Here is a 26,065-nt window from a genome sequence, read left to right on the forward strand (position 1 = left end):
AATTCATACGAACAAATGCTGTTAGCATTTTGTTTCCATATAAAGACAAAATTTACATGAATATGAAGAATTTAAATAAAACAGACATTGGACTTATCGGTCTGGCAGTTATGGGCGAGAATTTGGCCCTCAATATGGCAGATAAGGGATGGAATGTTTCGGTATATAATCGTACGGTTCCGGGAGTGGAAGAAGGGGTGGTGGAACGTTTTGTGAACGGCCGCGCCAAAGGGAAAAAAATTGAAGGCTATACAGATATAGCCGAATTTGTAACTTCCATTGCCATACCCCGCAAAATAATGATGATGGTTCGTGCCGGCAGTGCGGTGGATGAACTGATGGAACAGCTGTTTCCCCATTTGTCCGAAGGGGATATCCTGATTGACGGTGGTAATTCCAATTATGAGGACACCAACCGGCGTGTGGCATTGGCCGAAAAGAAAGGCTTCCGTTTTGTGGGAGCTGGAGTTTCCGGTGGAGAGGAAGGAGCGCTGAACGGCGCGTCTATCATGCCCGGAGGATCTGAAAGTGCCTGGCCTGAGGTGAAGCCTATCCTGCAGAGTATTGCGGCAAAAGCATCTGACGGTACCCCGTGCTGCCAGTGGATTGGTCCTGCCGGTTCCGGTCATTTCGTCAAGATGATACATAACGGTATCGAATATGGAGATATGCAGCTTATTGCCGAAGCTTATTGGGTGATGAAGAATCTGCTTGGTCTGGACAATGGACAGATGGCGGAAATCTTTGCTGATTGGAATGAGGGCAAGTTGCGTAGCTATCTCATTGAAATTACCGCCAACATACTGCGTCATAAGGACAAATCAGGAGGTTACCTGATAGATAAGATATTGGATACCGCCGGACAGAAAGGTACGGGCAAGTGGTCCGTTATCAATGCGATGGAGCTGGGCATGCCGTTGGGGCTGATTGCTACGGCTGTGTTCGAACGTAGTTTGTCGGCACAGAAGGGCTTGCGTGAAACGGCTTCCAAGCAATTTGTATGCCGACGCTCGCAGGCGGTGTACAACAAGTCGGAGATGGTGAAGGATATCTATTCCGCACTCTATGCTTCCAAATTAGTGTCATATGCTCAGGGATTCGCCGTGTTGCAGCGTGCATCCGACGCTTTTGCCTGGAACCTCGATTTGGCATCCATCGCACGCATGTGGCGGGGCGGCTGCATCATCCGTAGTATTTTCCTGAACGACATAGCTACGGCTTTCGAGGCAAAAGACAAGCCCAAACATCTGCTGTTGGCTCCTTATTTCAAAAATGAAATGCAGCTGTTGCTTTCCGGCTGGAAACATCTGGTGGCACAATCCATGAAAGAGGAACTTCCGGTGCCTGCATTCTCGTCCGCCTTGAATTATTTCTATTCGCTGGTGTCTGCCAAGTTGCCTGCCAATATGATTCAGGCGCAACGTGACTATTTTGGTGCGCATACCTTTGAAAGGACAGACGAGTTGCGTGGACAGTTTTTCCATGAAAATTGGACGGGACACGGAGGAGATACGAAATCGGGTACGTACAATGTGTGAGAAAGGGGGAGAAGATGATGAATAAATTAGTGATTGTTATATTCGGCGCTTCGGGTGACTTGACGAAGCGCAAACTGATGCCGGCGCTCTATACTTTGTATAGTGGCGGGCGGTTGCCGGAAGGATTCTCCATTCTGGGGATAGGACGCACCGAGTATACGGATGCCCGTTACCAAGAATATATAATGAGTGAATTGAGTAAGTTCGTAGCTTCCAGAGAGCAGGTGGAAGATAAAATGAGGGATTTTTGCAGCCATCTGCATTACCAGACATTGGATCCCGCCGAGGTTGAAGGCTATCATCTGCTGGACGGACGTTTACAAGAGTTTACCGGTGAGCAGAAACCGGACAACCTGCTGTTCTATCTGGCTACTCCACCTTCCTTGTACGGTGTCATTCCCTTGCACTTGAAGGCGGCCGGTCTGAACCGTCCTGATACGCGTATCATCGTTGAAAAGCCGTTCGGTTACGATTTGGAGTCAGCCAGAAAGCTGAATAGCATTTATGCTTCCGTTTTCAAGGAGCATCAGATTTACCGCATCGACCATTTTTTGGGTAAGGAAACGGCGCAGAACATTCTCGCCTTCCGTTTTGCCAACGGAATCTTCGAACCGCTATGGAACCGTAATTATATAGACTATGTGGAGATTACAGCCGTAGAGAATCTGGGTATCGAAGGACGTGGCGGATTCTATGAAGGTGCCGGAGCCCTGCGCGATATGGTACAAAACCACCTCATACAGCTTGTGGCGCTCACAGCATTGGAACCGCCTGCCGTTTTCAATGCCGATAATTTCCGCAACGAGGTGGTGAAGGTCTATGAGTCATTGGCTCCCTTGACAGAGGAGGATTTGGAGGAACACATTGTCCGCGGACAATATACGGCTTCGGGCTCGAAAGCCGGGTATAGGGAAGAGAAGAACGTGGCACCTGATTCGCGTACCGAAACGTATATTGCCATGAAAATCGGTATTAACAACTGGCGGTGGAAGGGTGTTCCTTTCTATATCCGTACCGGCAAACAAATGCCGACAAAGGTGACTGAGATTGTTGTACATTTCCGTGAGACGCCCCATCAGATGTTCCGTTGCGAGGGTGGACATTGTCCCCGCGCGAATAAGCTGATTCTCCGCCTGCAACCCAATGAAGGTATTGTGCTGAAATTCGGCATGAAGACTCCCGGACCGGGATTTGACGTGAAGCAGGTGATGATGGACTTCAGTTATGACCAGTTGGGCGGGTTGCCTACCGGCGATGCCTATGCCCGTCTGATAGAGGACTGCATACAAGGTGACCCTACACTCTTTACCCGCAGCGACGCGGTAGAGGCTTCATGGCGCTTTTTCGATCCCGTGTTGCGTTATTGGAAAGAGCATACGGATGCTCCTTTATATGGGTATCCCGTAGGTACGTGGGGACCTTTGGAAAGTGAAGCGATGATGCACGAACATGGTGCTGAGTGGACTAATCCGTGTAAGAATTTGACTAATACAGATGAATATTGCGAGTTATGAAAAGTTATGTTTACCATTCGGCTACAGCTACGGCACATGCGTTGATTGAACATTTGATTGCGATGATGGAGCGTGAGCCGGAAAAGACCTTTTATTTTGCATTCAGCGGGGGGAGTACTCCTTCGTTGATGTTTGACATTTGGGCTAACGAGTACAAGGAGGTGACTCCTTGGATGCGGATGCGGATTTATTGGGTGGATGAACGGTGTGTGCCGGCAGAGGATTATGAGAGCAATTATGGTACCATGCGCCGTTTGCTGTTGGATGAAGTAGGCATGCCCGATGAATACGTTTACCCTATTTATGGAGTGAACCGCCCGGAGATTGAAGCAAAGAACTATTCGACGCTGGTTTGCCGCACGGTTCCGCTTTGGGGTGGCTTCCCGGCCTTCGATGTTGTTTTGCTCGGTGCTGGAGACGACGGGCATACCTCCTCTATCTTTCCGGGGCAGGAATATCTGCTTTCTTCCTTTCATCCTTATGAGGTGAGTGTCAATCCCTATAATGGGCAGAAACGCATAGCCATGACCGGCTGCCTTTTGTTTGCTGCGAAGAATCTTATTTTCTTTGTTACCGGCAAGAATAAGGCGGATGTGGTCCGCGATATTCTTGATTCCGGGGATACCGGTCCGGCAGCTTATGTGGCCCACCATGCCGAGCGTGTGGAATTGTTCCTCGATGCTCAGGCCAATGGCGGGAAAATGTCTACTTAGATGTACCGCTCTCCAGAATGCTTACGATGGAGAATAATGTAAAGCAGATGCCTCCCAAACCTGCCAGTACGCGTGCAGGGACAAAATAGGCATTGTGCAGGCTTGCCATCTCAAACAGAAAGGCGGAGAGAAACAGACAAGCCAGGGCCGTGAAGACCGGAATCAGCGGGATGCGGTTGGCCAGCTTGAAAGTGTTCCGCCAGATGGCGGCAAGTAGTATGACTTTGCTGGAAATGCTGTAGCATACCAGTCCCAGGCCTATCATAATATATCCTGTGGAGGAGAGTGCCGGATTGCTGTTGACCAAGACCAGAAGTCCCCAGAGAATGCTTATGCTGCCCATTATCAAAACAAGGGCCGGCCATTGTTTCCGTTCAGACTTTGTATAGTTGTTGCGTATCTGGCGGACGATGGTTGCAACCAGCGCCACCAAGCTGGAACAGATACAAGCAAGTCCTGCCATGACATGGCCTGCTACATAATATGCATTGTGCTCGCTGCTTTTTGACAATAGCCAGAAGGCCCATATCCATGCCATTACTGCCATAAGGGTGGCAACTGCTATCAGGATATATCCCTGGGAGGAATTGAATGCATCGGCAGGTTGTAGCTGGTCGGTACGTTCCGAGTTGGCGGGAATGAGGGTGAAGCGGGTGGAGGCTGTGGCTGTGGTAGCTACACAAGCTGTGATGAAACCGACTCCGCAAATCACGTGTCCTGCCACGAAATTGCTTGCCGTGGCAGCTTCGTGCATATAATTCCAACCATAGATTACTGTGAGTACGGCTGCCAGGTAACCAATAACCGGAAGTGCGTATCTGGCTATCGGATTGTAGGTATGAATAATTTGTCTAATGATTGTTGCCGCTGTGGCGAACAAGGCAATGCAAATCATCCCTAAGGAAAATACTACCGGACCGGCCACAAATTTTGCCGAATCCAGTCCTTCGTGGAGCACAAAGGCTCCGTAGCCGAAACAGAAAAGGGCCATCAACAAGGGTATAGCCCTGAAAAGAATACTGATACCGTAATTCATAACTGTTGTTTTTAGAGTTTCCCCTTCAAACAGCGTTTCTGTGGCTTTGTTCCTCCTTTTAAGATTTATTTGTGATGAGAAGTGTTTCCCTGTCCGTATTTAGGGAGCCAGCCTCTCCTTTTTCCAGCTGCCATCCGCTTGTTGGGAATAGAGGAAACGGTCGTGTAGCCTGCTTTCCCGTCCTTGCCAGAATTCAAAACGGAAAGGGGTGACGGCAAAACCTCCCCAGTTGTCGGGACGTTTGATACTTTGCCCTATCCATGTTGCCGCTTCGCGGACGAACGCGCGCATTATCTCCATACGGCTGCCGATGACGTGACTTTGGGGTGAAATCCTCGCCCCGATTTTACTTTTGTAAGGCCTGCTTGCAAAATAGGCGTCAGAATCGGCAGGAGCGCATCTTTCAGCTTTTCCTTCAATGTGTATTTGCCTTTCCAGTTTGTGCCATACGAAAGATAAGGATATATACGGATTTGCAGTCAGTTGCCGGCCTTTCCTGCTTTCGTAGTTGGTGAAGAAGATGAAACGGCCATTTTCCACCCCTTTCAGCAACACTGTGCGTGTAGAAGGATGCCCGTCTGTCGAGACTGTAGCTACCGTCATGGCGGTGGGCTCGTACTCATCACTATGGATAGCATCGTTCAGCCAATGGTCGAATTGCTCAAAGGGATTGTCGTTGAGGTTACCCGGTGTCAGCCTGCCTTTCTTATATTCTCTTCTGATGTCAAAGAGTTGTGATTTCATTATCGTGTGGTTTTATCAGGAGTGATATATTGTTTTTCTATGTAACAGTCTGAGAGGGCTGAATGTTTTTGTTTTTCTGCGGAAAGAAAAATATGGAAGAAGGAAATGGCTGTGTTGATACTTAAAAAAATGGGGGTGTGTCAAAATTCACCACAGATTACACGGATTAACACAGAATGAGCTTAATCTACTGATAATCAAAGATGCTTATCTGTGCAAATCTGTGTAATCTGTGGTGAATACCAGTTTCGACACACCCTCGGATATTGGAGATTACCTTATGGAGACAAGTGGAAAGTGGACACTGGCATGTCTGCTATTGTAATTTAAACATTACGGGAACTGTGAATTTACAACGGACCGGTTTGCCTCGTTGCTCACCGGGTTTCCATTTGGGCATGGTGGAAATCACACGGATAGCTTCTTTGTCCAGATAGGGATCTACGCCTCTTACTACTTTTACATCTACGATGCTGCCGTCTTTGTTGACAACGAATTGTACTATTACGCGCCCCTGGGTTCCGGTCTCTTGTGCAATAGTCGGGTATTTTATACTCTTACCCAGATATTGCATCAGACTCATGCCATTATAAGAAAACTCGGGATTCTTCTCTACAACTTCAAAAATCTCATCCTCTACCGGAATCTCTTCATCTACGGTTGGAGATATGGGGTTGATGATTACAGCTTCACCGATTTCTTCGGAAGAGGCAATGGCTGTTTCTTTCACATTGTCATTATCATCCACAATTGTCAATACCTCGGCAATTGCAGGAGCTTGAGGGGGTGGTGGAGCTACTAATTCGGGTTGCTCCGTGATAGGAATTTCAATTTCCTGCTCAAATACGTTCTCGGTAATAGCACCGCTCATGTCAATCCTAACATCACGCTTCGACCATTCAAATGCAACGAACATGAAGACCAGCACAATTACATAACCTACAAGTAGCCAACTTGACTTCTTGTTTTCCAGGCTTGCTTTGGATGTTTTCTTGATTTCCATAATTTACAAGATTATTACCGTATAATGGTTGTCGCGAAACTAACATTATACAGATGTGATTAGTAAAATCATAAAACATGCGTGCCCACTTGTTTCTGTATTAAAGATAAGAAAATGAATGTTATGTTGGTGTTTGATATGTAGTTATATATAGTTTTTTAAATTTGCTTTGATAATTTTTCTGCTTGTGGATTAAATAGTGTTGATATGTAAAAAGCACTTCCAACGTTCGCTTACGGAGGAAGTGCTTCACACAAAAACTAAACTAGACTTATTGTATTGAAAATATAGCTATAATCTGTGTATCACTTCTTTATAGGCTGGTTTAAATCTGATGTCGACAATAAATAGGAAAAATCAGCTCATGTTTTGTTGTATAACGTTACTTTTCTCAATGTTCTCTAGAACCTCGTCGATGAAAAGCGAACGATAGTGCGGACATTCCAGTACACCCTTTTCTTTCGCTTCCCGGTATACCTTGGAGAACAGTTTTGCTTTCTCCTTGTCGGTGGTCGGCAACTTATCTATGGGAGTGGCAAGGAACCGACACCCCCAGCCTTTGCAGGTAGGGGTGAGGGAACAATGGTTTGGAGTTTTCCACTGACATGAGCATTCGGTAATTATTTGATTCATATTTGCTATAATCGAATTGACATCAATCTTTGTGCTCATACATGTCTATTGTCTTGAAGAAATCATCCTCGTAATTATAGATGTCATCTAGGGTTTCAATAACATGTTTCACATCTTTCTTGTTTTCATCAATAGTGGCTACATACTTAGTGGCTGTATTGAAATACATACGACAAATAGGTTTGCGATTGTTGTCATCAAGCAGAATACTGAAATAAGTCTGTGCATCACGATATACTATGCGGGATATATCTACTTTCTTTCTACAGATAGCTTTTACAATTCTGTATGCATCTAACTCTTCTTCTGTAGTGACAATCTTGGATTCTGTATTTACTTCTTCTGTAGTCTCTTCTGATGTGTTTCCACTGTTTTTTGTTTGGCTTTCCTCTATTTTGGAATCACTAACTGTCAAAGCTCCTTTCAAACGGTCATTAATAATATCGTTGATATGTGAAGAGATAGCGCGTTTGACTAAAGGTGTGAATTGGTCTATTATATTTTGAAGCATTCTACCTTCATAAACTTTGGTAGCAAACATTTTCACAAAATCAGTGCTAGGCGAGGAGAATTCTTCTTGGATAATAGCCTTTAATTCTCCCATGTACTTTAATTCGCTGGCTGAGTTCAGAATATTGTCCACATCAAAGTATGATTTATGGAATTTTTTCAGTTCCTCGATTTGATTATCCCTTAAATCCGTAATATCCACTTCCAAAAAAGGCTTATCATCCATTATATTGGGTTCTTTCAAATCTGTATAGAAGCGGTAGATAATTCCATTGGTCAAAAGTCCGAACTTAGCTTTTGATACGTTGAAATAGCGTAGTAGTTGGTTATCATGTAGGTTTAAATCTTGCTTCCAATGCTTACATTCAATCAGCAATATAGGCTGGTCGTCCTTCATGATGGCATAATCAATCTTTTCTCCTTTCTTGGTCCCAATATCGCAGGTCATTTCTGGCAATACTTCCAAAGGATTGAACACATCATATCCCAGAGCATTAATAAAGGGCATGATGAAAGCATTTTTAGTAGCTTCTTCTGTCTGAATGTTATCTTTCAGCTTTTCAATTCTATCAGCAAGCTGTTTAATAGTGTCTTTAAAATCCATAGTATTTTACTTTTTAGATTGATATTATAGTCTCATATTGCGTTCAACAACCTTAATCACGTTGTATATCTCCACTACATCATCAAGGTTAACGGTGTAGTCATTGAATAACTCATTGAGCGAGTGGCAGGTGATATTACCTTTATCATCTTGGGCCGTGATTTGCTTGATGGATATGCCGTTTGTACGGTGTACAATAACGAAGTACCAGTCGTTAATATGAAGTTTGGGAAGCCAAAGGTCACGTCTTACTTCCCTTGCTAAAACCTTGTCACCATCGCAGATGGCAAGCCTGCTGTTGTCATCCATACTGTCACCTTCTGCTTCAAATATGCGGTATTTTCCGTGATAGGTCTTATCTACGATTACCGGCATTGTGGGCAAGGTGTCTATATATTCGGTATCTCCATATCCGGCGAGATAACCACATTGTGCTTTGATGTGTATAACGGGCACGTTCATGTAGCTTAAATCGTCAACTGGGCGGGCGTTGGAGTGGTACGTCTGTGATGGAGCATCGGTAAGCATATTTCCTTCACCGGTTAATAACCAAGATAGTTGAAATTGAGGATATACTTTTATAATAGCATTAGCTAGTTGAGAAGAGACTTTCTTTGTTTTACCTTTTTGGAGGTCAAATATTCTTTGATAAAGCACCCCTATCTTCTCAGCCAATGTTGGAGCTTTAATATCTAATTCAGATAAAACACTATTTATTATTTCTTGGCCTGTCATGTGATAAGATTTTTCTTATATTTGCATTGAATTTAATACATACATAATTATGTTTGATTGGTTAATGATTGCTGCTACTTTATATATCCTTGTATATATAGCGGCCACTATCGCTGCCTTTATCTTTGTCTGGAAAATATTCAAACGTCTTTTCAGAAAGTAAAAAGTAATTTTGAGGGTAAATTACTGGAATGGAAAACGACAGAGAATTTCCATATTTACCCTCTGTTTTTGCATTCATTCCAGCTGACAATACCCTCAATCCACCTTTCCCAGATACATTAGTTTCATTGTTTTCTTCTACATACACATTAAATCTTATATCTTGAACTAAAGGAATTTGATGTGTTGTCCTATCGTTTACTCTACTTGCTGATGGGCTTACAATGAATCCTTTATTCAATAATTTAATATTCGATTCAATAATCCCATCTGCGATGTTCTCTAAAGATGCCGTTATAAAGTCCTTTAATTCCATAATATTAATAAAAGTTAAATATAAGAATATTCTTATATCATTTCTTGTATTTGATATAAGAAAAATCTTATCTTTGCAACATCAACGTCAACAACGACTACAAAATAATGAAAAATAGTTGAGTTGGCAAAATTAAAGTAATACCTAAAAAGGAGTAGTTCTTTGATTTATTGATGTTGCAAATTTAAAAAGGGGTAGTATTTCTACCACCCTTTCAGTTCTTAACCTCTATGGGTTCGTTCTGACGGCTGTCTATTTGAAAGGATGCAATAATTACAGACTTGCAAGCCACTTCTTGCCTGATTTGGTGAATGTCCATAGGTAAATACCGCCTACTATTGCTACTCCTACTGCGAAAACGAATATTAATACTTCCATACTATTTTAATATTTTGTTTGCCAGCAATGCCGACAATACGGTTAATACTATTCCAAACATAGCAACGAGCCACATTGTTGCGTTTTGGGTGTCAGAGAACAAAGGTAGTGTAATTCCTATGACCAACCCAGCGAAAGGAAGTTTGGATAAGTCGAAGAAATATCCTGCGAGTTTGTCTCGTCTAGTCTTATCTTTTTCTTTCCGTTCTTGCTTTACTGCTTGTTGTTCGCTCCAGTTCCCCATAGTTATTTCTTTGAAAGGTTCTCGATGGTACGTTGCTGGCTCTCTATGACGGAGAACAGGCGTTCGTTGGTGATGGGGGTTGGTACTTCTGATTGTCTTGGTAATGAAATTCCAATCAATTCTGATAGGTCTATATTCGTTGCCTTAGATATAATCATCACCTCTTCTACGCTACGCTTCATTAAGTCGTCATATCGTGGCATATTGTTGGGGTGAATACCTAAGGCATCGGATACAACTTTATAGGCTATTCCCTTTTCTTTCAGCAATTCTCTTAAGGTCATACAATCATATTATATTTTATTAACTAATAAATATATCATAATTGATTGTTATAATCAAAAATGATAGTATATTTGCAACGTCAACAACGACAACAGCAGCAAAGATGCGAAGTTTGAGTGAGATAACCAAAAAAACAACATACCTAAAAAGGAGTAAGACAATGAAAAAGTACGATTTACACAAGATTATGAAAGCGGCTCACGAGATATACAGAAAGTATTTCAAGCTATACCAGCTTACTCACGGTGTACAGACCTTCGGTGATTGCTTGAAACTCGCTTGGGCTGACGAAAAGAAACGTGTTGCTGATGAAGAAGTGAGAAAGGCTGAGAAAGAAGTAATGAAAGCAGCTTTGGTACGACCGGAAAGAAGAAGTTCTTATGATTACTGCAACGCTCCAGCTTCAGCTTACTACAATCAGAACAGCAAAGGAGCCTTCGGTTCCCGTTACGTAGGCGATTAAGATAATTATTCGCAGAAAAGGCAGCTACATATACCATGCAGAACAGCTGTACGCTTAACATGAATACTTGCGCAAGTGGCGTGCAAAGCCTTGCATGGGCGAATTGAAAGATTCTCCGTCCGGTCATTGAGCCTACCCTTTGATGGGAGACGGAGAACGAGATGGAGATTGCCCTAAGTAATCCGTTCCAGAAAGCGATACTGGCGCTTACCCTCAATCCCAGCATAGAGGACGCGAGAGATACCCGGAGTAGCAAGAATTTGCGACGATGTCTGAATGGAAGTTCAGAACGAGCGAAAGATTTGCAACGGTGCGAAATAAGAAGCCGACATGCCCCGAACGGTCATGCAGCGAAGTACAGTAGCTGATAACTCCGGTGGGAAGAGCAGAGAGAGCTTATCGGGGCACGAATATTAATCGAAAATAGAGAGAATATGAATGAAATAATAGATTACATTAAGGATTCACCAATCGAGTATGCGATTGATGCCTTGTCTGTAAATTATGTGATACAGACTATTGTTCAAATGGTACTGTTCCCCTTTGTGCTATACTTTTGTTGGAGGGTTTTTAAAAAGATACTTCGTAACATGAAATAATTAACAGAAACTCCTTACAATAGTATATGTAACCAATACGATGATAAACAGCAGGAATGAAACATACGAACATCCTTCACAGAATACGAAGATTTTTCTTTTTGGTATGCTTTCATATACGTAAGCTTGACCGTGCGGTAATTCCCCGTTATGATATTTTCTTAGGTATTCCCGATAGGTGCGCACAGCTTGATTGCTCAACACTCTATTCTCGTATAAAGATATTCCAGAGAAAAGGATACAGAGTGCATTTACGCATATTGCAGTCACAAGGAGAAGCTTGTTGCAAAGACTGTCCTCTGAAGGACTGCTTAAAGAAATGATTACTGCAAAGGTGGTTGAAGCTACCATTAAAAGTGTTGTTTGTATTTTGAATACCCATTCTGTTCGTTCATCCAGAGAACGCATGTAGAGTCTGATTAGATTTCTTTCACTACTCATGCTTACTTAATTTTAAATGTGGCAATGCAAAGTTAAGTAAATCTCCCGAATAAAGCGTGATGCCGCCAATCGGATTGGCTCGGGAGAGCTCAAATACTAATCATTAAAATTTTATAGCGATGAAAAAGCGAATAATCACAGAAAACTACACTCCGGCTTTGAGAGATATGGAGGTAGGGGAAGTTCTAACTTTTCCGGTTAAGGCGTATAATTCCATAAAGGGGACAATTATCCCCCGATTGAGATTGGAGTTCTGCGTTGAGGATGCTGACTGGAAAGTAGGGGAGGTTGACAAGAGGAAAGGTATTTTTGATGTGGAAAGGGTCGCATGATGATTTCCCTTTCTCCTACGGAACTGCTTGTCGCGAATGAGTACTGCAAGGGGCTTGCCGACAAGGAGGTGGCGGGCAATCTGAATAAATCGGTTTGGACTGTCAAGACCCAGAAAAGAACGATATACCGAAAGTTGGGTATTTCCAAAGATACGGAACTGCTTCTGTATATGATTTGCGATAGGCTTAAGCGTGATTTTGATTTGAAGGAATTACGCAGACACGGGCTTGAATTCCTATTCTCCATTCTGTTCTTATTGATGCAGGTCACTTGCAATGATATTGATTTACGGAGAATGAGAATACCCTCACGGACACGGACAGCCATGCGGTATATGAGGTTTGGTAAAAGGAATAGTAATGACTTTAATTTTTTGGAAGTATGATATACACTCATAACAATCAATGGCGTTCTACAATATTGATTGATGGAACGGCAGAGGCGAAGTTGGCAGATGTATTGTTCATTATGGAGAATGAAACTTTCGGTCAAAGAAAATCCGCTTCATTGGTCGGTGGCTTGGGAAGGCTTATAAAGTTAATAGAGGAAGGAAAAATAAGAAGTGATAAGCCCACCAATAAGCAAAATGGAAAGTGGTTCTGTAATGCGGCAGATGTACTGAAATTCGCAATAATCAAACGTAGAAAACCGAGAAAAAACAAGAAACATGAAAAGAATGATTCTCAACGTGCTATTGCTTAATGTAATGGCTCTTCCTTGTTTGTTGATGTTCAACGAAAACATGGAATGTTGGTTCTACAATGTGATAGGAATATGCTATTCGTTCTTCTTCGCTATGGAGATGAAGAAGGCATTCAAGATATAAACCTCAGCGGAGGAAGTGTATTACTCATAAATTAGATTGATTTTTAAGTTAGACTGTTAGTTGCCGCCGCTCGTGAGAGCCGTGGCAGACACGGGTAATTAGCTCAGTTAGGTAGAGCGGTACATGATATTGGTATTTGTAGTTTGTCATGGTATTATTTAAAGGTTTCATCATGTATAGGTCACGGTGTTCAAGTCCCGTATTACCCACGACTTCTATTGTTTAACCAAGAATACCGTTGTAAAGGACAACGTGAGGTGAGAGTCCTCATTTAAGTTTTTATTTTGCTTTTGTTTTAAGTGACTATCCCGGTGTGGCTTGACCGCCTATCCGGGAGCAACTTTGTTGACCTGCCTGCCCGGTCTGTGAAGATATGGTAGGCAAATATGGGCGTTCGGTGTAATGGCTAACACAACTCATTTGAGGAGATTGGCGGTTCGAGTCCGTCAACGTCCACAATCCAAGAGAGGGTTATTTAGTAGTTTTGTCGTGTTTTATTTTTTGTTTGTGTTTCAAGGTGAACGGTTTGTGAAAATAGTTCACCTATTCTGGGAACGTAGCTCAGTGGATAGAGCACCGTGTGTGGTGGAAGGTTGAGAGTTCGATTCTCTCAAGTAGATTCTTAGCTTAATGGGAGAGCACCACAAGCGGCGGTCGGTGGTTCGAATCCATCCGTTTCTACAAGCCTTTATGAGAGAAAATCCGCTTTTAGTCCGAGAGTAGGGCGAAGATAGCGCAGGGAATCATCCGCGCGGCATCGGTTAGCCGTTGACTCTATCTGAAAGGTAATGCGAAATCGGATAGGATTAGGAGTATTTGTCGTTTGCGCCCCGGAGAATACGCTTCGGGGCTTTCCTTTGGCTATTTTTTTATTAACCACTTTAATATTTTCTATTATGGGACTTATCAAAAGACCTAACGAGCTGACCGTTAAGACTACCTTGTCAGCACTGATTTACGGCCAACCTGGCATGGGAAAAACAACTCTTGCATTATCGGCTCCCAATCCGGTATTGTTCGATTATGACGGCGGTATTCACCGTGTCAATGCCGCCCATCGTGTACCGACCGTCCAGATTACAAGCTGGGACGAGACGAACCAGGTACTTTCGTCCGAAGAAATCAAGGAGTTTTCCACTATTGTGATTGATACTGCCGGAAAGATGCTTTCTTTTATGGATAAGGCGATTATGGCAGCGAATCCGAAGATGAAGAAAGCGGATGGTACCCTTTCTTTGCAAGGCTACGGAGTACGTAAGAACATGTTCATCAACTTCGTTAACCAAGTAACCCTCATGGGCAAGTCTGTTATCTTCGTGGCTCATGAACGGGAGGAGAAAGTAGGCGACGAAAAACAGATACGTCCGGAGATTGGTGGCTCATCTGCCGGTGATTTGATTAAGGAGTTGGATTTGGTTGGTTACATGGAAGCTATCGGTAAAGATAGAACTATTTCTTTTGACCCGTGCGAGAAGTTCTACGGCAAGAACACATGTAATCTTCCTTCTCGTATCAAGATACCCGTTATCATTGATGAGTCCGGTACCGTAACGGGTGAGAATGATTTCATGACGAAAATCATCAGTACTTATAAGGAGTATCAGACGAAGCAGACGGAACTATCTTCCGAATATGATGCGGTTCTTGATGCTATCCGTGACGCAGTGGAACAAGTGACTGATACACAATCTGCCAATTCTGTTCGGGAAGCTTTAGACACCATGACGCATATCTTTGACAGCAAGGTACGGGCAGGCATGATGCTCAATGAGAAGTGCAAGAGACTTGGCTTGAAGTTTAACAAACTCAGCAAAAGGTATGAACCAGCAGCCTAAATACAGATTCTACCCGTCACTGCTTGATAAATTCGAGCAGTATTTACGGGCTGATGAACAAGTAGAGAGCTTCTGGAATGTCGATAATGAAACGGGGGAATATAAGAAAAGTCCGGAAGTAATTGAAGCGGAGCTGAAGCAAAGCCTACTTGATGCGATAAACCGTGTCCCGTTTGAGAGTGAGGCAGCTGATAAAGGAACGGCCTTTAATGCTGTCATAGACTGCTATATCCACAAGAAAAAGCATATACCAAGCGAACGGGAGCCATACACCATTATCGGTGATGGAGAAACGAATACTATTCAGGTATATTTTCCTGCTACTGATATCGCGCCAGAGCGTAATTTCTTATTTGACCGTAGCTGGTGTATAGAGCAGTCGAAGTATTTTTCCGGTGCATTGTCCCAAGTCTTTGTGTCCGCAGTCATTCCCACTCGCTATGGTGATGTGGAGCTTTATGGGTATATAGATGAGCTCGTTCGTGATACTGTATATGATATCAAGACAACATCTAAGTATGATTTTGGCAAGTATGAACACGGCTGGCAGCGCCATGTATATCCTTACTGTCTGATTGCTTCCGGTCAGATGGAAAGCGTGAAAGCGTTTGAGTACACTGCCTATCAGATGAAGGGCGGTACCAGCCGGACGCCACTAATTAGCGGAACGCAATACCCGGAATACTACACTTATAACCATGAACAGACGATTAAGCTGCTTACGGCACACTGCGAGCATTTCATAGAGTTTTTGGAAGCAAACCGAGACATTATTTCTGATAAAAAAATCTTTGGATTAGAGTAATGGCACAAGAAGCAATTCTGGAAAAGGTCAACGGCGAGGTACACATAAGCAAGTCTTTTGACTTCATGTGTTCCCAGCTTCGTAATGGTCGGTATCGTGTAAAAATCGAAAGGTTCACAGAGCCAAGGACGCTGTCACAGAATGCGCTTATGTGGTTGTGGTTTACTTGTATTGAGCAGGAGACCGGGACGGACAAGCAGGATGTACACGATTACTATTGTAACCGCTTTCTCAGAAGGACTTCGTATTTCAGAGGAAAAGAAATGGTCATTGCCGGAAGCACATCGAAACTCAATACAGTACAGATGACTGACTTTCTAAATAAGGTTCAGGCCGATGCTGCTGCCGAACTGGGAATAACGCTCCCTCTTCCGGCTGACCGTTACTATAACGAATTTATCAACGAATATAAAGACAGGAGGTAGAAATGAATATCACCAAAGCAAAAATCACGAAAGACAACACGCTTGTTGCCTCTTTCAAGAACGAGAATGAGGACAATGTAACCATTGAGGGAAAGAATCTTATCCATAAGGATTTGCGTGCAGCGTTTAACGAATTGATTCCTCACCTTGCTTTCCTCTGTGAGCAGAAAGAAGCTGATGGAAAGGACTCCATAGATGAACTGCCGGAAGAAATCTTCTCTACATTCGAGGTCACGGGCTACACAGTTAGCGGTTCGGATGACAATGAAGGTGTGGTATTGGTTGGAAAACGTTTTCTTAAAAGTAAGAAGGTGCTTAACCTTATAGCTCCGTTTACCATGTTCAACAATGAGAACGAGGAATATAAGCATTCATTCGAACTGCAGCAGGCAATTGAGGCATGTAATTATGAGGTGGAACAGTATCTTACCGCTAAGAAATGGGCGGTAGTCCAGCAGGAACTTCCGTTTGATGGGGATATTCCTACGGACATTGCAGCCGACCCGGTGGGAGATGCTGCATTTGAAGAGGAAGCGAATGAGTTCCTTAAACAAGTGGTGGAACAGAGTGGCACTACTCTGACGATTGACGGGAAGAAAGTGAAGCCGAGAAACAAAAGTAAAAAAGTGAAGATTAAAGAGCCGGCAGCTTGATATGGCAGCACCTTTTTGTATCACCAAATATCCGGACGGCTTCAAACTGAAATTCATGTATCATCCGATGTTGGTTAAATGCGTGAACAATATTCCATCAGTCAAGGCTAACGCAAAGAAAGCATATCTTTTCAATGAAAAGGCGTGGTGGGTTGACTTGGCTGATGAATGGTATGTTGATACAATGGCGAAATGGGCGGTACAGCAGGGATTCTGCGGTTCCGTACAACGGTCGGAGCAAAGAAAGGCCGATATGAGCTTTGACATTGCTCCGATGCCGCAGCTGACCGTTCCCCACGGATTGCTACTTGAACCGTACGATTACCAGAAGGAGGGCATAGCCTATGCTCTGGCCCATAAACGGTGTATCTTCGGTGACCAGCCGGGACTCGGTAAGACCTTGCAGGCAATAGGCACGGTGACGATTGCAAAATCCTATCCGTGCCTTGTTGTATGTCCGGCAGCACTTAAAATAAATTGGCAGCGTGAGTTCAAGAAATTTGCTGGAAAGCAGGCGCTAATCCTTGATGACAAGAACAAAAATACTTGGCAGCGCTTCATTGAAACCAAGTGTTGTGACATCTTCATCACTAACTACGAGAGCTTGAAAAAGTTCTTTGTATTGGATGTGAAGAATGATACGCGGTTTACGCTGAAATCAATCACCTTTGACCCACGTATAACCCTTTTCAAGTCTGTAATCATTGACGAGTCGCATAAGTGCAAGTCTACCAAGACCCAGCAGAGCAAGTTTGTTGAGGGCATTTGTAAAGGCAAGGATTTCATTCTTGAACTGACGGGAACACCGGTAGTAAACGATAATACTGACCTTATACAGCAACTCAAGATAATGGGACGGTTGGAGGATTTTGGAGGGTATAAGACATTCACCGAACGTTTCTGTAATGGGCCGAAGAAAGCCTCCAATCTGAAAGAACTGAACTGGCGCCTCTGGAATACCTGCTTCTTCCGGCGTGAAAAAGCCAAGGTATTGACCCAGCTTCCGGACAAGACGAGGCAGTATATTGAGATGGATATCACTACGCGGTTGGAGTATGAGAAAGCGGAAAGCGACCTCATACAATATCTGCGTATCTACAAGAATGCGGATGATGAGAAGATAGCCAAGTCCATGAGGGGCGAGGTAATGGTTCGTATGGGCATTCTGAAAGCCATCTCTGCACGTGGGAAAATCAAGGCGGCTGCCGAATTCATCCATGACGTGATAGATGGAGGCGAGAAACTGATTGTCTTTGCCTACCTAAAAGAAGTAGTGTTGGAACTGAAGAAGATGTTTCCCAAAGCTGTAACGGTTACGGGTGAGGATAACGCTACGCAGAAACAGATGGCCGTCGATGCTTTCCAGAACAATCCGGATTGTACGTTGATTATCCTTAACTACAAATCGGGCGGTACCGGGCTCACCTTGACTGCTTCCAGCCGTGTAGCCTTCATCGAGTTCCCATGGACTTTTTCTGACTGTGAGCAGGCGGAAGATAGGGCACACCGTAATGGGCAGAAGAATAATGTTAACTGTTACTACTTTCTTGGTAAGAATACCATTGATGAATACATGTATGATGTTATCCAGCGAAAGAAAGGTATAGCTAACGGTGTTACCGGAACGGATGATGTGGTTAAGGAGAATGTAGTAGATATGGCTATGGACTTATTCAAAGGAAGATTATGAGAAAGAAACAAACTACACCGCAATCGGAAAGTCAGATACAGCATAGCTGTCTGACTTGGTTCCGGATTCAATATCCGTCTTTGAGTCTTATGTTGTTTGCTGTCCCAAATGGTGGCAAGCGTGATGCCAGGACTGGAGCACAAATGAAGTACGAGGGAAGTGTAAGGGGTGTTTCCGATTTGATACTGCTTGTACCTAAGAAAGGATTTTCCGCTCTTTGCATCGAAATGAAGAGACCGAAAGGGAAACAAAGCGAGGAGCAGATAAGATGGCAGAGAGAGGCTGAAAAGTTCCGAAATAAATATGTGGTATGCCATTCTCTTACTGAGTTTATGAATGAAGTCAATTCTTACCTATTATGAACTATATTGAGCTAATAAAGAACTTCTGGTTGCAACATAACGCATATTCGCTAACTGTCACAGAAACCGCTTTGTATTTCTACCTGTTAGAAACTAACAACCTCTGTAGGTGGGCGAATACGTTTAACCGTAACAATGGTAAAGTTCTTGCAGACCTTAGCATAGCCTCTCTAAAGACTTTGTCAAATGCTCGGAATAGATTAAAACAAGTAGGATTGATTGACTTCAAAACGAAGAATGGAAGCCCGAATGTAGTGTACACCTTGGTAAAATTTACCGAGGTTGGTGCGCAGGTTTGTGCCGAGGTTGGTGCCGAGGTTGGTGCCGAGATAATAAAACATAAACATAAACAAAAACAGGTGGGTAATTCTGGCGAGTTATTCCCACCGGACCAACCTCCGAAAAAGAAACCTCCGAAACCCAAGGTAGAGTTCATTCCACCTACCGCCGAAGAAGTGCGGGAATATTTCCGTGATAAACTTCCCGATTGGGAACTGCAAGCGGATATTTTCTACAATCACTTTTCCGGTCTCGGTTGGAAAACTGCTACCGGTGCCAAGGTGGAACGTTGGGATAGTCGGGCCAATCTTTGGATAATCGAGAAAAAACAACAGGACAATGGAAAAACAGAAAATCAAGCCCAAAGACAAAACAATCGGGATGCTGATAAGGCAGCAAAGGCAAGAAACCTCCTTGACGAATATGCAGCCATCGAGCAGGGAAGTAATGCTATCAGCCATCAAGGAGAAATACCCGACCTTTAGTAAGGCTTCTGCCGTATATTCGACATCACTCCAGTCTATGCTTCTTGCAGATACCGAGAAAGCGTACAGCGAGAAGTCTCCCACGCTGTCAGACCTTGAACGGATGTACGGATATGGTTCCTCGTCTCTGTGGGTAAAGACGCAGTTACTGACCATTGATTTTGCTTCCTCTACGAAGGAAGGCGCTGATGAAAATGCCTTGAATGAATTTTCACGGCTGTTCGTTGGGCAATACCACTACATTAAACTGACGGAGTTTATCTTGTTTGTAGCACGGTTCAAGTTGGGCAGATACGGGAAATTCTACGGTTACTTCGACACGATAACTGTTGGCGAAGCATTTCGGAAATTTCTTCGGGAACGGTCAGATGAACTGGATATTATCATTCGTCGACGCAATAACCAAGCTTTGGAGGAACAACAAGCTCCGGTAAAACGGAATCACCAACCGCCCGATGATTTACGGGTAAAACTGAATTTGAAATGAAAGATACGAAACTGATAGCGACTATTCTGTCAATCCTGGCAGCGTATGCCGCTTTTTATTTTGTCTGCTACTGGATAGCGGACTACTGTTTAAGGAGTTATTTGTAACGCAATTATGGAAAACAAAACTTTCAAGGACGTAATCAAGAATCATCTTGACGGACGTGCTAGGACTGACGAACTGTTCGCCAAGTCCTACGCAAAAGAAAACAAGAATTTGGATGAGTGTTGTTCCTACATCATGGGCGAGGCGCGGAAACGGGGTAATGCTGTAGCCATGACAGACGAGGAAGTATTCGGGATGGCTATCCACTATTATGATGAGGATGACATCAAAGTGAGCAAGATGCCTACTGGAACCCGTGCATCCATCTCCACATTTCAACCCGTAGAACTGACGGAAGAGGAGAAGAAAGCGGCTCGTGAAGCGGCGATAAAACGTTTGGTCGAAGAGCAATATGCATCGCTTAGAAAAAAAACGTCACGGGCAAGGAAAGGAGCAACTGAAGTACAACAGATGTCATTGTTCTAAAGTTATGAAACCGAGGACGAAATTAGAGAAGCACGCAGTGGCATTGGCAGGCAAGCTGCCGTCATTAACGGATGCGCAACGGAGATATGCCATTTCTCTGTTCCCTCAAGTGGGCTACTACTTGAAGAAAGGTGAAGTGTGGTGCCAGTGTTGCGGCTATATCGACACGGTGAGTAAACCGATGCTGGCTGTGTCGTTGGAAATGGAATCTCACATTTGCCCGAACTGCGGGAAATCATTGAATTTGGAACACAGACATGGCAGGAAGGCCAATTCCGAAGAAAAGCTTTATTCGGTAGTGCAATCCTTCCGTGGCATGATGGTAGTACGGACGTTCGATGTGCTGCGTGATAATGTGTACGGTTGCGATACCCGTATGTACATCCATGAGGTATTCCAGAATTGGATAACTGCTGATGGTAAGGAGGTGATTACTGGGAAAAAATATACTCGTAGTCCGTTTCATTTCAGTTGGGATTACGATAGCAAGACAGATGTTAAGCAGCACAACGGAAGTGCTTCCGGGTATTACGAGATGAACGATGTCTTTGATGTGACGGGAAATTTTCTCTATCCGCGTGCATCAGTCACTCCCTTGCTCCGGCGCAACGGTTGGATGGGGCGATTATTGAAGATGGCACGGGTTTCTGTTGTGGATACTATTTGCCAGCTGCTTACCAACCCCTTAGCCGAGACTTTGGTAAAGACCGGGCAGTTGTCCGTTTTTGAATACATGTTGCGTAAGGATAACTACGAGATACCTTTCCGGCATGCCCTTAACATCTGCAACCGGAATCATTACATCGTTCAGGATGCTTCCCTATGGTTCGACTATCTGGAAGCATTGGCATACTTTAACCTCGACACCCATAACGCTAAATATGTTTGTCCGCCTAACCTTATGGAAGCACACGACAAGATGATGGAGCGTAAACGCAAGGTGAAAGCGAAACGGAGTTTGGAGGAAAAGTACAAGGAGGCAGCCAAGTGGGAAGAAGTGTACAAGAAAGACAAAGGGAAGTTCTTCGGTGTGTGCTTCGGTGACGGTGAGATAATGGTGACGGTGATAAGCAGTGTTGCCGAGATAGCGGAAGAAGGTGCGGCAATGCACCATTGCGTATATGACAATGGTTATTACAAGAGGCCGGATTCTCTGATACTTTCTGCAAAGGACACCGAAGGGAAACGCATCGAGACTGTGGAACTGAATTTGAAAACTTTGAAAGTAGAGCAGTCAAGGGCGGTATGCAATGGTGTTTCGCCTTATCACAATCGTATCATTGGTCTTGTGGAGAAGAATATAAATCTAATTAAACAACGAATGACAGCATGAAAGAATATATAGAATTTCTGAAAGACAAGATGGCCATCAGCCGTCAGACCGGGTTCGAGGTCAATCCGGATGAACTGACACCGTCGTTATATCCCCATGTGAAAGATACTGTTCGCTGGGCGGTGTCCGGTGGTTGCCGTGCCATATTCTCCAGTTTTGGTATGCAGAAAACCGTTACTCAGTTGGAGATACTTCGGGTAGTTCTGAAACACAAAGGCGGCAAAGGGCTGATAGTTTGTCCCAAACGTGTAGTGGTTGAGTTCCTTACACAAGCGGAACAACATCTGCACATGAAAGTGACCTATGTACGAACTATGGCTGATGTGATGATATGCCCGACTGACATCATGGTTACGAACTACGAGCGTGTGCGCGACGGTGAAGATGGTGTAAGAATAGAACCTTCCTACTTCACCGCAACATCATTGGATGAAGCGAGCGTATTACGTGGTTTCGGTACCAAGACCTACCAGGAGTTCCTTCCCTTGTTTGCGGATGTTCCCTACCGCTTTGTCGCCACCGCCACGCCATCGCCCAACAGATATAAGGAACTGATACATTATGCTGGTTATCTCGGTGTGATGGATACCGGGCAGGCGCTTACCCGTTTCTTTCAGCGTGACAGCACGAAGGCGAATAACCTTACCCTTTATCCGCACAAGGAGAAGGAGTTCTGGTTGTGGGTAAGTACATGGGCGTTGTTCCTCACCAAACCGTCCGATCTTGGTTACCCCGATACGGATATGAATTGCCGGAACTGCGTGTACATGAAGAAGTGGTTAGTGTTGATAACTCCACAGCCGGAACTGACCGTGACGGACAAGTGAAGATGTTCCGTGAAGCTGCTCTCGGACTTGCCGACGCAGCGAAAGAACGTCGGGACAACATGCAGGAAAAGATTGCCCGTGTGGTGGAAATCATTAACCGTCCTGAAAACAAGAACGACCATTTCCTTTTATGGCATGACCTGGAGAATGAACGGAAGGCTTTGTGTGACGCCATACCCGGCTGTAAGGCTGTGTACGGTTCGCAGGATGATGAGGAAGCCGATGAAGTGATAGCGGACTTTAAGGACGGCCGTCTGAAATACCTGGCCGCCAAACCGGAGATGCTCGGTGAGGGTTTGAACTTCCAGTACCACTGCCACAAGGCAATCATGTTCATCGACTACCGTTTTAACGACAAGTTCCAGGCGATAGCCCGTATCTACCGTTTCATGCAGCAGCATCCGGTTGACCTTTATCTGGTCTATGCGGAAAGTGAGGGCGAGATATACAAGAGCTTCATGCAGAAGTGGGCGCAACACCGCGAGATGGTAGCCAAGATGACCGATATAGTCCGCGAGAACGGTTTGTTCGGCTTGCAGGCAGAGGAGAAGATGATGCGGTGGATGTTTGCCAGCAGGGAAGAAAAGTCCGGTAAACTGTGGAGGGCAATCAATAATGACAATGTTCTTGAATGCCAGACTATGGAAAGTAATTCGGTGGACTTGATTGTAACCAGCATCCCGTTCTCCAACCACTATGAGTACACTCCGACCTATAATGACTTCGGGCATAATGAGGACAACGGCAAGTTCTTCGAGCAGATGGATTATCTTACACCGGAGCTTATGCGTATTCTTAAACCCGGTAGGTTAGCTTGCATCCATGTGAAAGACCGTGTTTTGTTCGGCAACGCCACTGGTGACGGTATGCCCACCATCGACCCGTTCAGTGAAATGACTGTATTCCACTACATGAAATACGGGTTCCGTTACATGGGGCGTATTACAGTGGATACGGACGTGGTAAGAGAGAATAACCAGACTTACCGTCTTGGCTATACTGAAATGTGTAAGGACGGTTCAAAGATGGGTATCGGATGCCCGGAATATGTCCTTCTTTTCCGCAAGTTGCCTTCTGACACCTCACGTGCATACGCTGATTTGCCGGTAACAAAGAACAAGAGTGAATATTCATTGGCCCGTTGGCAGATAGACGCTCATGCAAGTTGGAAATCATCTGGTAATTCTCTGTTATCATACGAAGATATGAAAGGTGCTGGAATAGATAAGATTCGACATTTGTTCCGAAACTACGAGCGTGAGCATATCTACAACTATGAGGAGCACGTGTCGTTCGCAGAAGAGTTGGAGGCATATGGAAAACTGCCAAAGACATTCATGGCCGTTGACCCGGTAAGCAAGAAACCTTGGATATGGGATGATGTCACCCGGATGCGCACGCTCAATACGAAACAGTCGCAGAAGAAACGGCAGAACCACATCTGCCCCCTTCAGTTAGATATTGTCGAAAGGTTGATTGAACGATACTCAAACAAAGGTGAATTGGTGTTTGACCCGTTCGGAGGTATCGGCACCGTTCCCTATTGCGCAATCAATCTGGGGAGGAAAGGTCTGTCAACCGAACTCAATTACGACTACTGGAAAGACAGTCTTTCATATCTGTATGAGGCGGAGATGGAGGTCAGCGCACCCACATTGTTCGACTTAATGAGCGATGCCGTATGAACATTCACCAGACAATTCCCCGTTCAGATTACAATACCTTCTGAAAGCGTCATGGCGCAAGATGTGTGTATCTGAAGATAATAGGAAACGGAATAAAAGCAAGAAGTAAAACAGTCTTGTAATGGAAATAGAAAATTTAGATAATGTGAAAAATTCGCTAAAGTAAGAGAGCCGTACTTCACGGCTCTCCATAATGAGTAATATTGCATTTTGATAACGCATATCTTTGATAGAATCATATACCCATGAGGATAAAATACCTAAAAGTATAGGTAGGATTAAATTTATTATTATAAATGAAATCATATTGATTCTTTTTTAATATTATGCGGCAATATTACCTAACATCTGACAGGATTCGAACCTGCATATAAAACTTATCCATTCGGTCACAGATGCTGGAACAAATTTAAATGGTATTATTATAAAAAGCAAATAAATATGAAAGTAATAACCATAAAACAACCGTGGGCCTCTTTGATAGTCCACGGTATCAAAGACATCGAGAATCGCACTTGGCCGTGTCCTAAGAAAGACTTAGGGCAGAGGGTGCTGATTCATTCAAGCGCCGTCCCCGTGGAAATGATTAATCCTAATAGTGTATTTACGAAAAGGCAATGGGATAGCTTTTCACTTGGATTCCAGAGTGAGATTATTTGCGGCAATGGATATGTAAATTCTGCTATCATTGGAAGTGTCGAAATTGTGGATTGCGTTGTGAATCACTCTTCCATCTGGGCAGAGAAAGGGGGTTATAACTGGGTACTGGCTAATCCTATCCTTTACTCCAAACCTATCGAGAACGTGAAAGGGAAACTATCTTTCTGGGACTATTCCGGTATTAAAGAGGTAAAAATTGAGTGTCCGGAATGTGGCAGTATAGAAATAGCTGTCGAAGATTATACGACGGCTCTGTTCCCGACTTATCTGCATCGATGCAACAAGTGTGACTATGTGATTATGGAAAGTGAGTGGAATGTAATAAAGTAGGATATGGAATTTGATTGGTATTGGTTTGTTATAACAGTTTTGATAATCTGCGTTACTGTATATAACTGTTTAAATAGCTATTGGAAACATAAGTATAGGGACGAGAACAAAGGTGACTGATAGATACAAAAAAAGGCTATCTATCCCAGGTAGCTTATTTTTACCACCTAACTTGCTGAATATCAAATGTAAACTAAGGTGGCTGAGTCGAAAAATCGCATATTAGCCTACATGAATACAATTAATAATCAAATTTTCGCAAAGATGGATGTATATAGTTTACAACTTCTAAAAGGTTAGAAATGAATTATTTCTGAAAATCCCCCTATACAGAGCAAATTTCCTTCCTTGTCACTTCTGTAAAAAACTACATAATCTATTAATATTGAGCATTTCATCTCAATGCAATAGTTTTATAGTGAAACTCCAATAGCTGTACTATACCTCATCTGTCTTTGGGTGACAAAATAGAGCAAAACGCCCTATATTTGTCACTCCTTGCAAATATAGCTATTTTCCATGATTCAGTGCATTTATCTCATGATCCTCAAATCCGCAACTAAGCTCTTCAGCGTCCTTCTTGCGTCTAAACGTCCTCTCA

At 43.7% G+C, this 26,065-nt stretch carries 27 protein-coding genes, 3 tRNA genes and 1 pseudogene; 23 read left to right on the forward strand and 8 right to left on the reverse strand.

Translation table 11 applies throughout. The features are described 5' to 3' along the window. Window positions 1-62 precede the first annotated feature (62 nt). Genes gnd through pgl form a run of 3 tightly spaced genes read left to right on the forward strand, consistent with a single transcriptional unit; the run spans window position 63 to window position 3,765 of the window. On the forward strand, window positions 63-1,538 hold the full coding sequence (gene gnd / locus DXD65_RS18780; RefSeq protein ID WP_034523384.1) for a decarboxylating NADP(+)-dependent phosphogluconate dehydrogenase: 1,476 nt from the start codon (window positions 63-65) through the stop codon (window positions 1,536-1,538). 17 nt (window positions 1,539-1,555) lie between these two features. Continuing rightward, window positions 1,556-3,052, forward strand: a complete 1,497-nt coding sequence (gene zwf, locus DXD65_RS18785) for a glucose-6-phosphate dehydrogenase (RefSeq protein WP_117589218.1) — start codon at window positions 1,556-1,558, stop codon at window positions 3,050-3,052. After that, window positions 3,049-3,765: a 6-phosphogluconolactonase gene (gene pgl / locus DXD65_RS18790; protein WP_005828055.1), complete on the forward strand. Its 717-nt coding sequence runs from the start codon at window positions 3,049-3,051 to the stop codon at window positions 3,763-3,765. The genes zwf and pgl overlap by 4 nt, the downstream gene beginning before the upstream one ends. Here the strand turns inward: pgl and DXD65_RS18795 are convergent. The 8 genes from DXD65_RS18795 to DXD65_RS18835 form a co-directional block, all read right to left on the reverse strand. After that, window positions 3,758-4,801 (reverse strand): DUF2776 family protein, encoded by a 1,044-nt coding sequence (locus DXD65_RS18795; RefSeq protein ID WP_117887861.1) that lies wholly within the window; start codon window positions 4,799-4,801, stop codon window positions 3,758-3,760. The two genes, pgl and DXD65_RS18795, sit on opposite strands and share 8 nt — an antisense overlap. Window positions 4,802-4,900: 99 nt before the next feature. Then, window positions 4,901-5,545 (reverse strand): pyridoxamine 5'-phosphate oxidase, encoded by a 645-nt coding sequence (pdxH, locus tag DXD65_RS18800; protein ID WP_005828057.1) that lies wholly within the window; start codon window positions 5,543-5,545, stop codon window positions 4,901-4,903. 316 nt (window positions 5,546-5,861) lie between these two features. Continuing rightward, window positions 5,862-6,548 carry an energy transducer TonB gene (locus tag DXD65_RS18805; RefSeq protein WP_117887862.1) on the reverse strand — a complete coding sequence of 229 codons (687 nt, stop codon included), beginning with the start codon at window positions 6,546-6,548 and terminating at the stop codon, window positions 5,862-5,864. A 357-nt stretch (window positions 6,549-6,905) separates the two neighbouring features. Further along, on the reverse strand, window positions 6,906-7,181 hold the full coding sequence (locus tag DXD65_RS18810; protein WP_129643995.1) for a hypothetical protein: 276 nt from the start codon (window positions 7,179-7,181) through the stop codon (window positions 6,906-6,908). 22 nt (window positions 7,182-7,203) lie between these two features. Next, window positions 7,204-8,295, reverse strand: coding sequence for a type I restriction endonuclease (locus tag DXD65_RS18815; RefSeq protein WP_117589212.1), 1,092 nt, complete (start codon window positions 8,293-8,295; stop codon window positions 7,204-7,206). Window positions 8,296-8,319: 24 nt separating this feature from the next. After that, complete coding sequence (locus DXD65_RS18820; RefSeq protein WP_117589213.1) at window positions 8,320-9,030, reverse strand: helix-turn-helix transcriptional regulator; 711 nt, start codon at window positions 9,028-9,030, stop codon at window positions 8,320-8,322. Window positions 9,031-9,109: 79 nt separating this feature from the next. Further along, the gene (locus tag DXD65_RS18825; RefSeq protein WP_117589214.1) at window positions 9,110-9,508 is read right to left on the reverse strand and encodes a hypothetical protein; all 399 of its coding nucleotides are present in this window, start codon (window positions 9,506-9,508) and stop codon (window positions 9,110-9,112) included. 624 nt (window positions 9,509-10,132) lie between these two features. Then, window positions 10,133-10,414 (reverse strand): hypothetical protein, encoded by a 282-nt coding sequence (locus DXD65_RS18835; RefSeq protein ID WP_117589216.1) that lies wholly within the window; start codon window positions 10,412-10,414, stop codon window positions 10,133-10,135. Window positions 10,415-10,575: 161 nt separating this feature from the next. On the opposite strand from DXD65_RS18835, the gene DXD65_RS18840 reads away from it, so the two are divergent. The 20 genes and pseudogenes from DXD65_RS18840 (at window position 10,576) to DXD65_RS18925 (ending at window position 25,464) form a co-directional block, all read left to right on the forward strand. Continuing rightward, complete coding sequence (locus tag DXD65_RS18840; protein WP_117887864.1) at window positions 10,576-10,878, forward strand: hypothetical protein; 303 nt, start codon at window positions 10,576-10,578, stop codon at window positions 10,876-10,878. A 1,159-nt stretch (window positions 10,879-12,037) separates the two neighbouring features. Continuing rightward, complete coding sequence (locus tag DXD65_RS18845; RefSeq protein WP_117589300.1) at window positions 12,038-12,250, forward strand: hypothetical protein; 213 nt, start codon at window positions 12,038-12,040, stop codon at window positions 12,248-12,250. Then, complete coding sequence (locus tag DXD65_RS18850; protein ID WP_233556161.1) at window positions 12,247-12,636, forward strand: helix-turn-helix domain-containing protein; 390 nt, start codon at window positions 12,247-12,249, stop codon at window positions 12,634-12,636. The genes DXD65_RS18845 and DXD65_RS18850 overlap by 4 nt, the downstream gene beginning before the upstream one ends. Further along, window positions 12,633-12,953: a hypothetical protein gene (locus DXD65_RS18855; protein ID WP_117887865.1), complete on the forward strand. Its 321-nt coding sequence runs from the start codon at window positions 12,633-12,635 to the stop codon at window positions 12,951-12,953. Before DXD65_RS18850 ends, DXD65_RS18855 begins: the two co-directional genes overlap by 4 nt. After that, window positions 12,919-13,077: a hypothetical protein gene (locus tag DXD65_RS21165; protein ID WP_199670749.1), complete on the forward strand. Its 159-nt coding sequence runs from the start codon at window positions 12,919-12,921 to the stop codon at window positions 13,075-13,077. Before DXD65_RS18855 ends, DXD65_RS21165 begins: the two co-directional genes overlap by 35 nt. A 92-nt stretch (window positions 13,078-13,169) precedes the next feature. Beyond that, a tRNA-OTHER gene (locus DXD65_RS21045) sits at window positions 13,170-13,286 on the forward strand. A gap of 179 nt (window positions 13,287-13,465) precedes the next feature. After that, window positions 13,466-13,533, forward strand: a tRNA-OTHER gene (locus DXD65_RS18860). A gap of 94 nt (window positions 13,534-13,627) precedes the next feature. Continuing rightward, window positions 13,628-13,758 (forward strand) — tRNA-OTHER (locus DXD65_RS21050). A gap of 215 nt (window positions 13,759-13,973) precedes the next feature. Beyond that, window positions 13,974-14,912 carry an ATP-binding protein gene (locus tag DXD65_RS18870; RefSeq protein WP_117589298.1) on the forward strand — a complete coding sequence of 313 codons (939 nt, stop codon included), beginning with the start codon at window positions 13,974-13,976 and terminating at the stop codon, window positions 14,910-14,912. Then, a complete protein-coding gene (locus tag DXD65_RS18875; RefSeq protein WP_117887866.1) occupies window positions 14,896-15,717 on the forward strand; it encodes an HNH endonuclease in 822 nt (273 codons plus the stop codon). The genes DXD65_RS18870 and DXD65_RS18875 overlap by 17 nt, the downstream gene beginning before the upstream one ends. Continuing rightward, window positions 15,717-16,142, forward strand: a complete 426-nt coding sequence (locus tag DXD65_RS18880; protein WP_117589296.1) for a hypothetical protein — start codon at window positions 15,717-15,719, stop codon at window positions 16,140-16,142. The genes DXD65_RS18875 and DXD65_RS18880 overlap by 1 nt, the downstream gene beginning before the upstream one ends. Before the next feature lie 2 nt (window positions 16,143-16,144). After that, window positions 16,145-16,795, forward strand: a complete 651-nt coding sequence (locus DXD65_RS18885; protein ID WP_117887867.1) for a hypothetical protein — start codon at window positions 16,145-16,147, stop codon at window positions 16,793-16,795. Window position 16,796: 1 nt separating this feature from the next. Continuing rightward, the gene (locus DXD65_RS18890) at window positions 16,797-18,485 is read left to right on the forward strand and encodes a DEAD/DEAH box helicase (RefSeq protein WP_117887868.1); all 1,689 of its coding nucleotides are present in this window, start codon (window positions 16,797-16,799) and stop codon (window positions 18,483-18,485) included. Then, window positions 18,482-18,847 (forward strand): VRR-NUC domain-containing protein, encoded by a 366-nt coding sequence (locus DXD65_RS18895; protein WP_117600648.1) that lies wholly within the window; start codon window positions 18,482-18,484, stop codon window positions 18,845-18,847. The genes DXD65_RS18890 and DXD65_RS18895 overlap by 4 nt, the downstream gene beginning before the upstream one ends. 215 nt (window positions 18,848-19,062) lie before the next feature. Continuing rightward, entirely contained in the window at window positions 19,063-19,611 is a 549-nt protein-coding gene (locus DXD65_RS21540) for a hypothetical protein (RefSeq protein ID WP_317125008.1), read from the forward strand. Between the two features lie 103 nt (window positions 19,612-19,714). Continuing rightward, complete coding sequence (locus DXD65_RS21545) at window positions 19,715-20,098, forward strand: DUF6633 family protein (RefSeq protein ID WP_317125009.1); 384 nt, start codon at window positions 19,715-19,717, stop codon at window positions 20,096-20,098. A gap of 114 nt (window positions 20,099-20,212) precedes the next feature. Next, a complete protein-coding gene (locus DXD65_RS18910; RefSeq protein WP_117887870.1) occupies window positions 20,213-20,629 on the forward strand; it encodes a PcfK-like family protein in 417 nt (138 codons plus the stop codon). 4 nt (window positions 20,630-20,633) lie between these two features. Beyond that, complete coding sequence (locus DXD65_RS18915) at window positions 20,634-21,962, forward strand: PcfJ domain-containing protein (protein WP_158573903.1); 1,329 nt, start codon at window positions 20,634-20,636, stop codon at window positions 21,960-21,962. Continuing rightward, a pseudogene (locus DXD65_RS18920) lies at window positions 21,959-24,474 on the forward strand (DNA methyltransferase). Before DXD65_RS18915 ends, DXD65_RS18920 begins: the two are co-directional and overlap by 4 nt. Before the next feature lie 441 nt (window positions 24,475-24,915). Continuing rightward, the gene (locus DXD65_RS18925) at window positions 24,916-25,464 is read left to right on the forward strand and encodes an ASCH domain-containing protein (protein ID WP_117887872.1); all 549 of its coding nucleotides are present in this window, start codon (window positions 24,916-24,918) and stop codon (window positions 25,462-25,464) included. Window positions 25,465-26,065: the final 601 nt, after the last annotated feature.

Source organism: Bacteroides sp. 4_1_36, assembly GCF_003466325.1.
Taxonomy (GTDB): domain Bacteria; phylum Bacteroidota; class Bacteroidia; order Bacteroidales; family Bacteroidaceae; genus Bacteroides; species Bacteroides uniformis.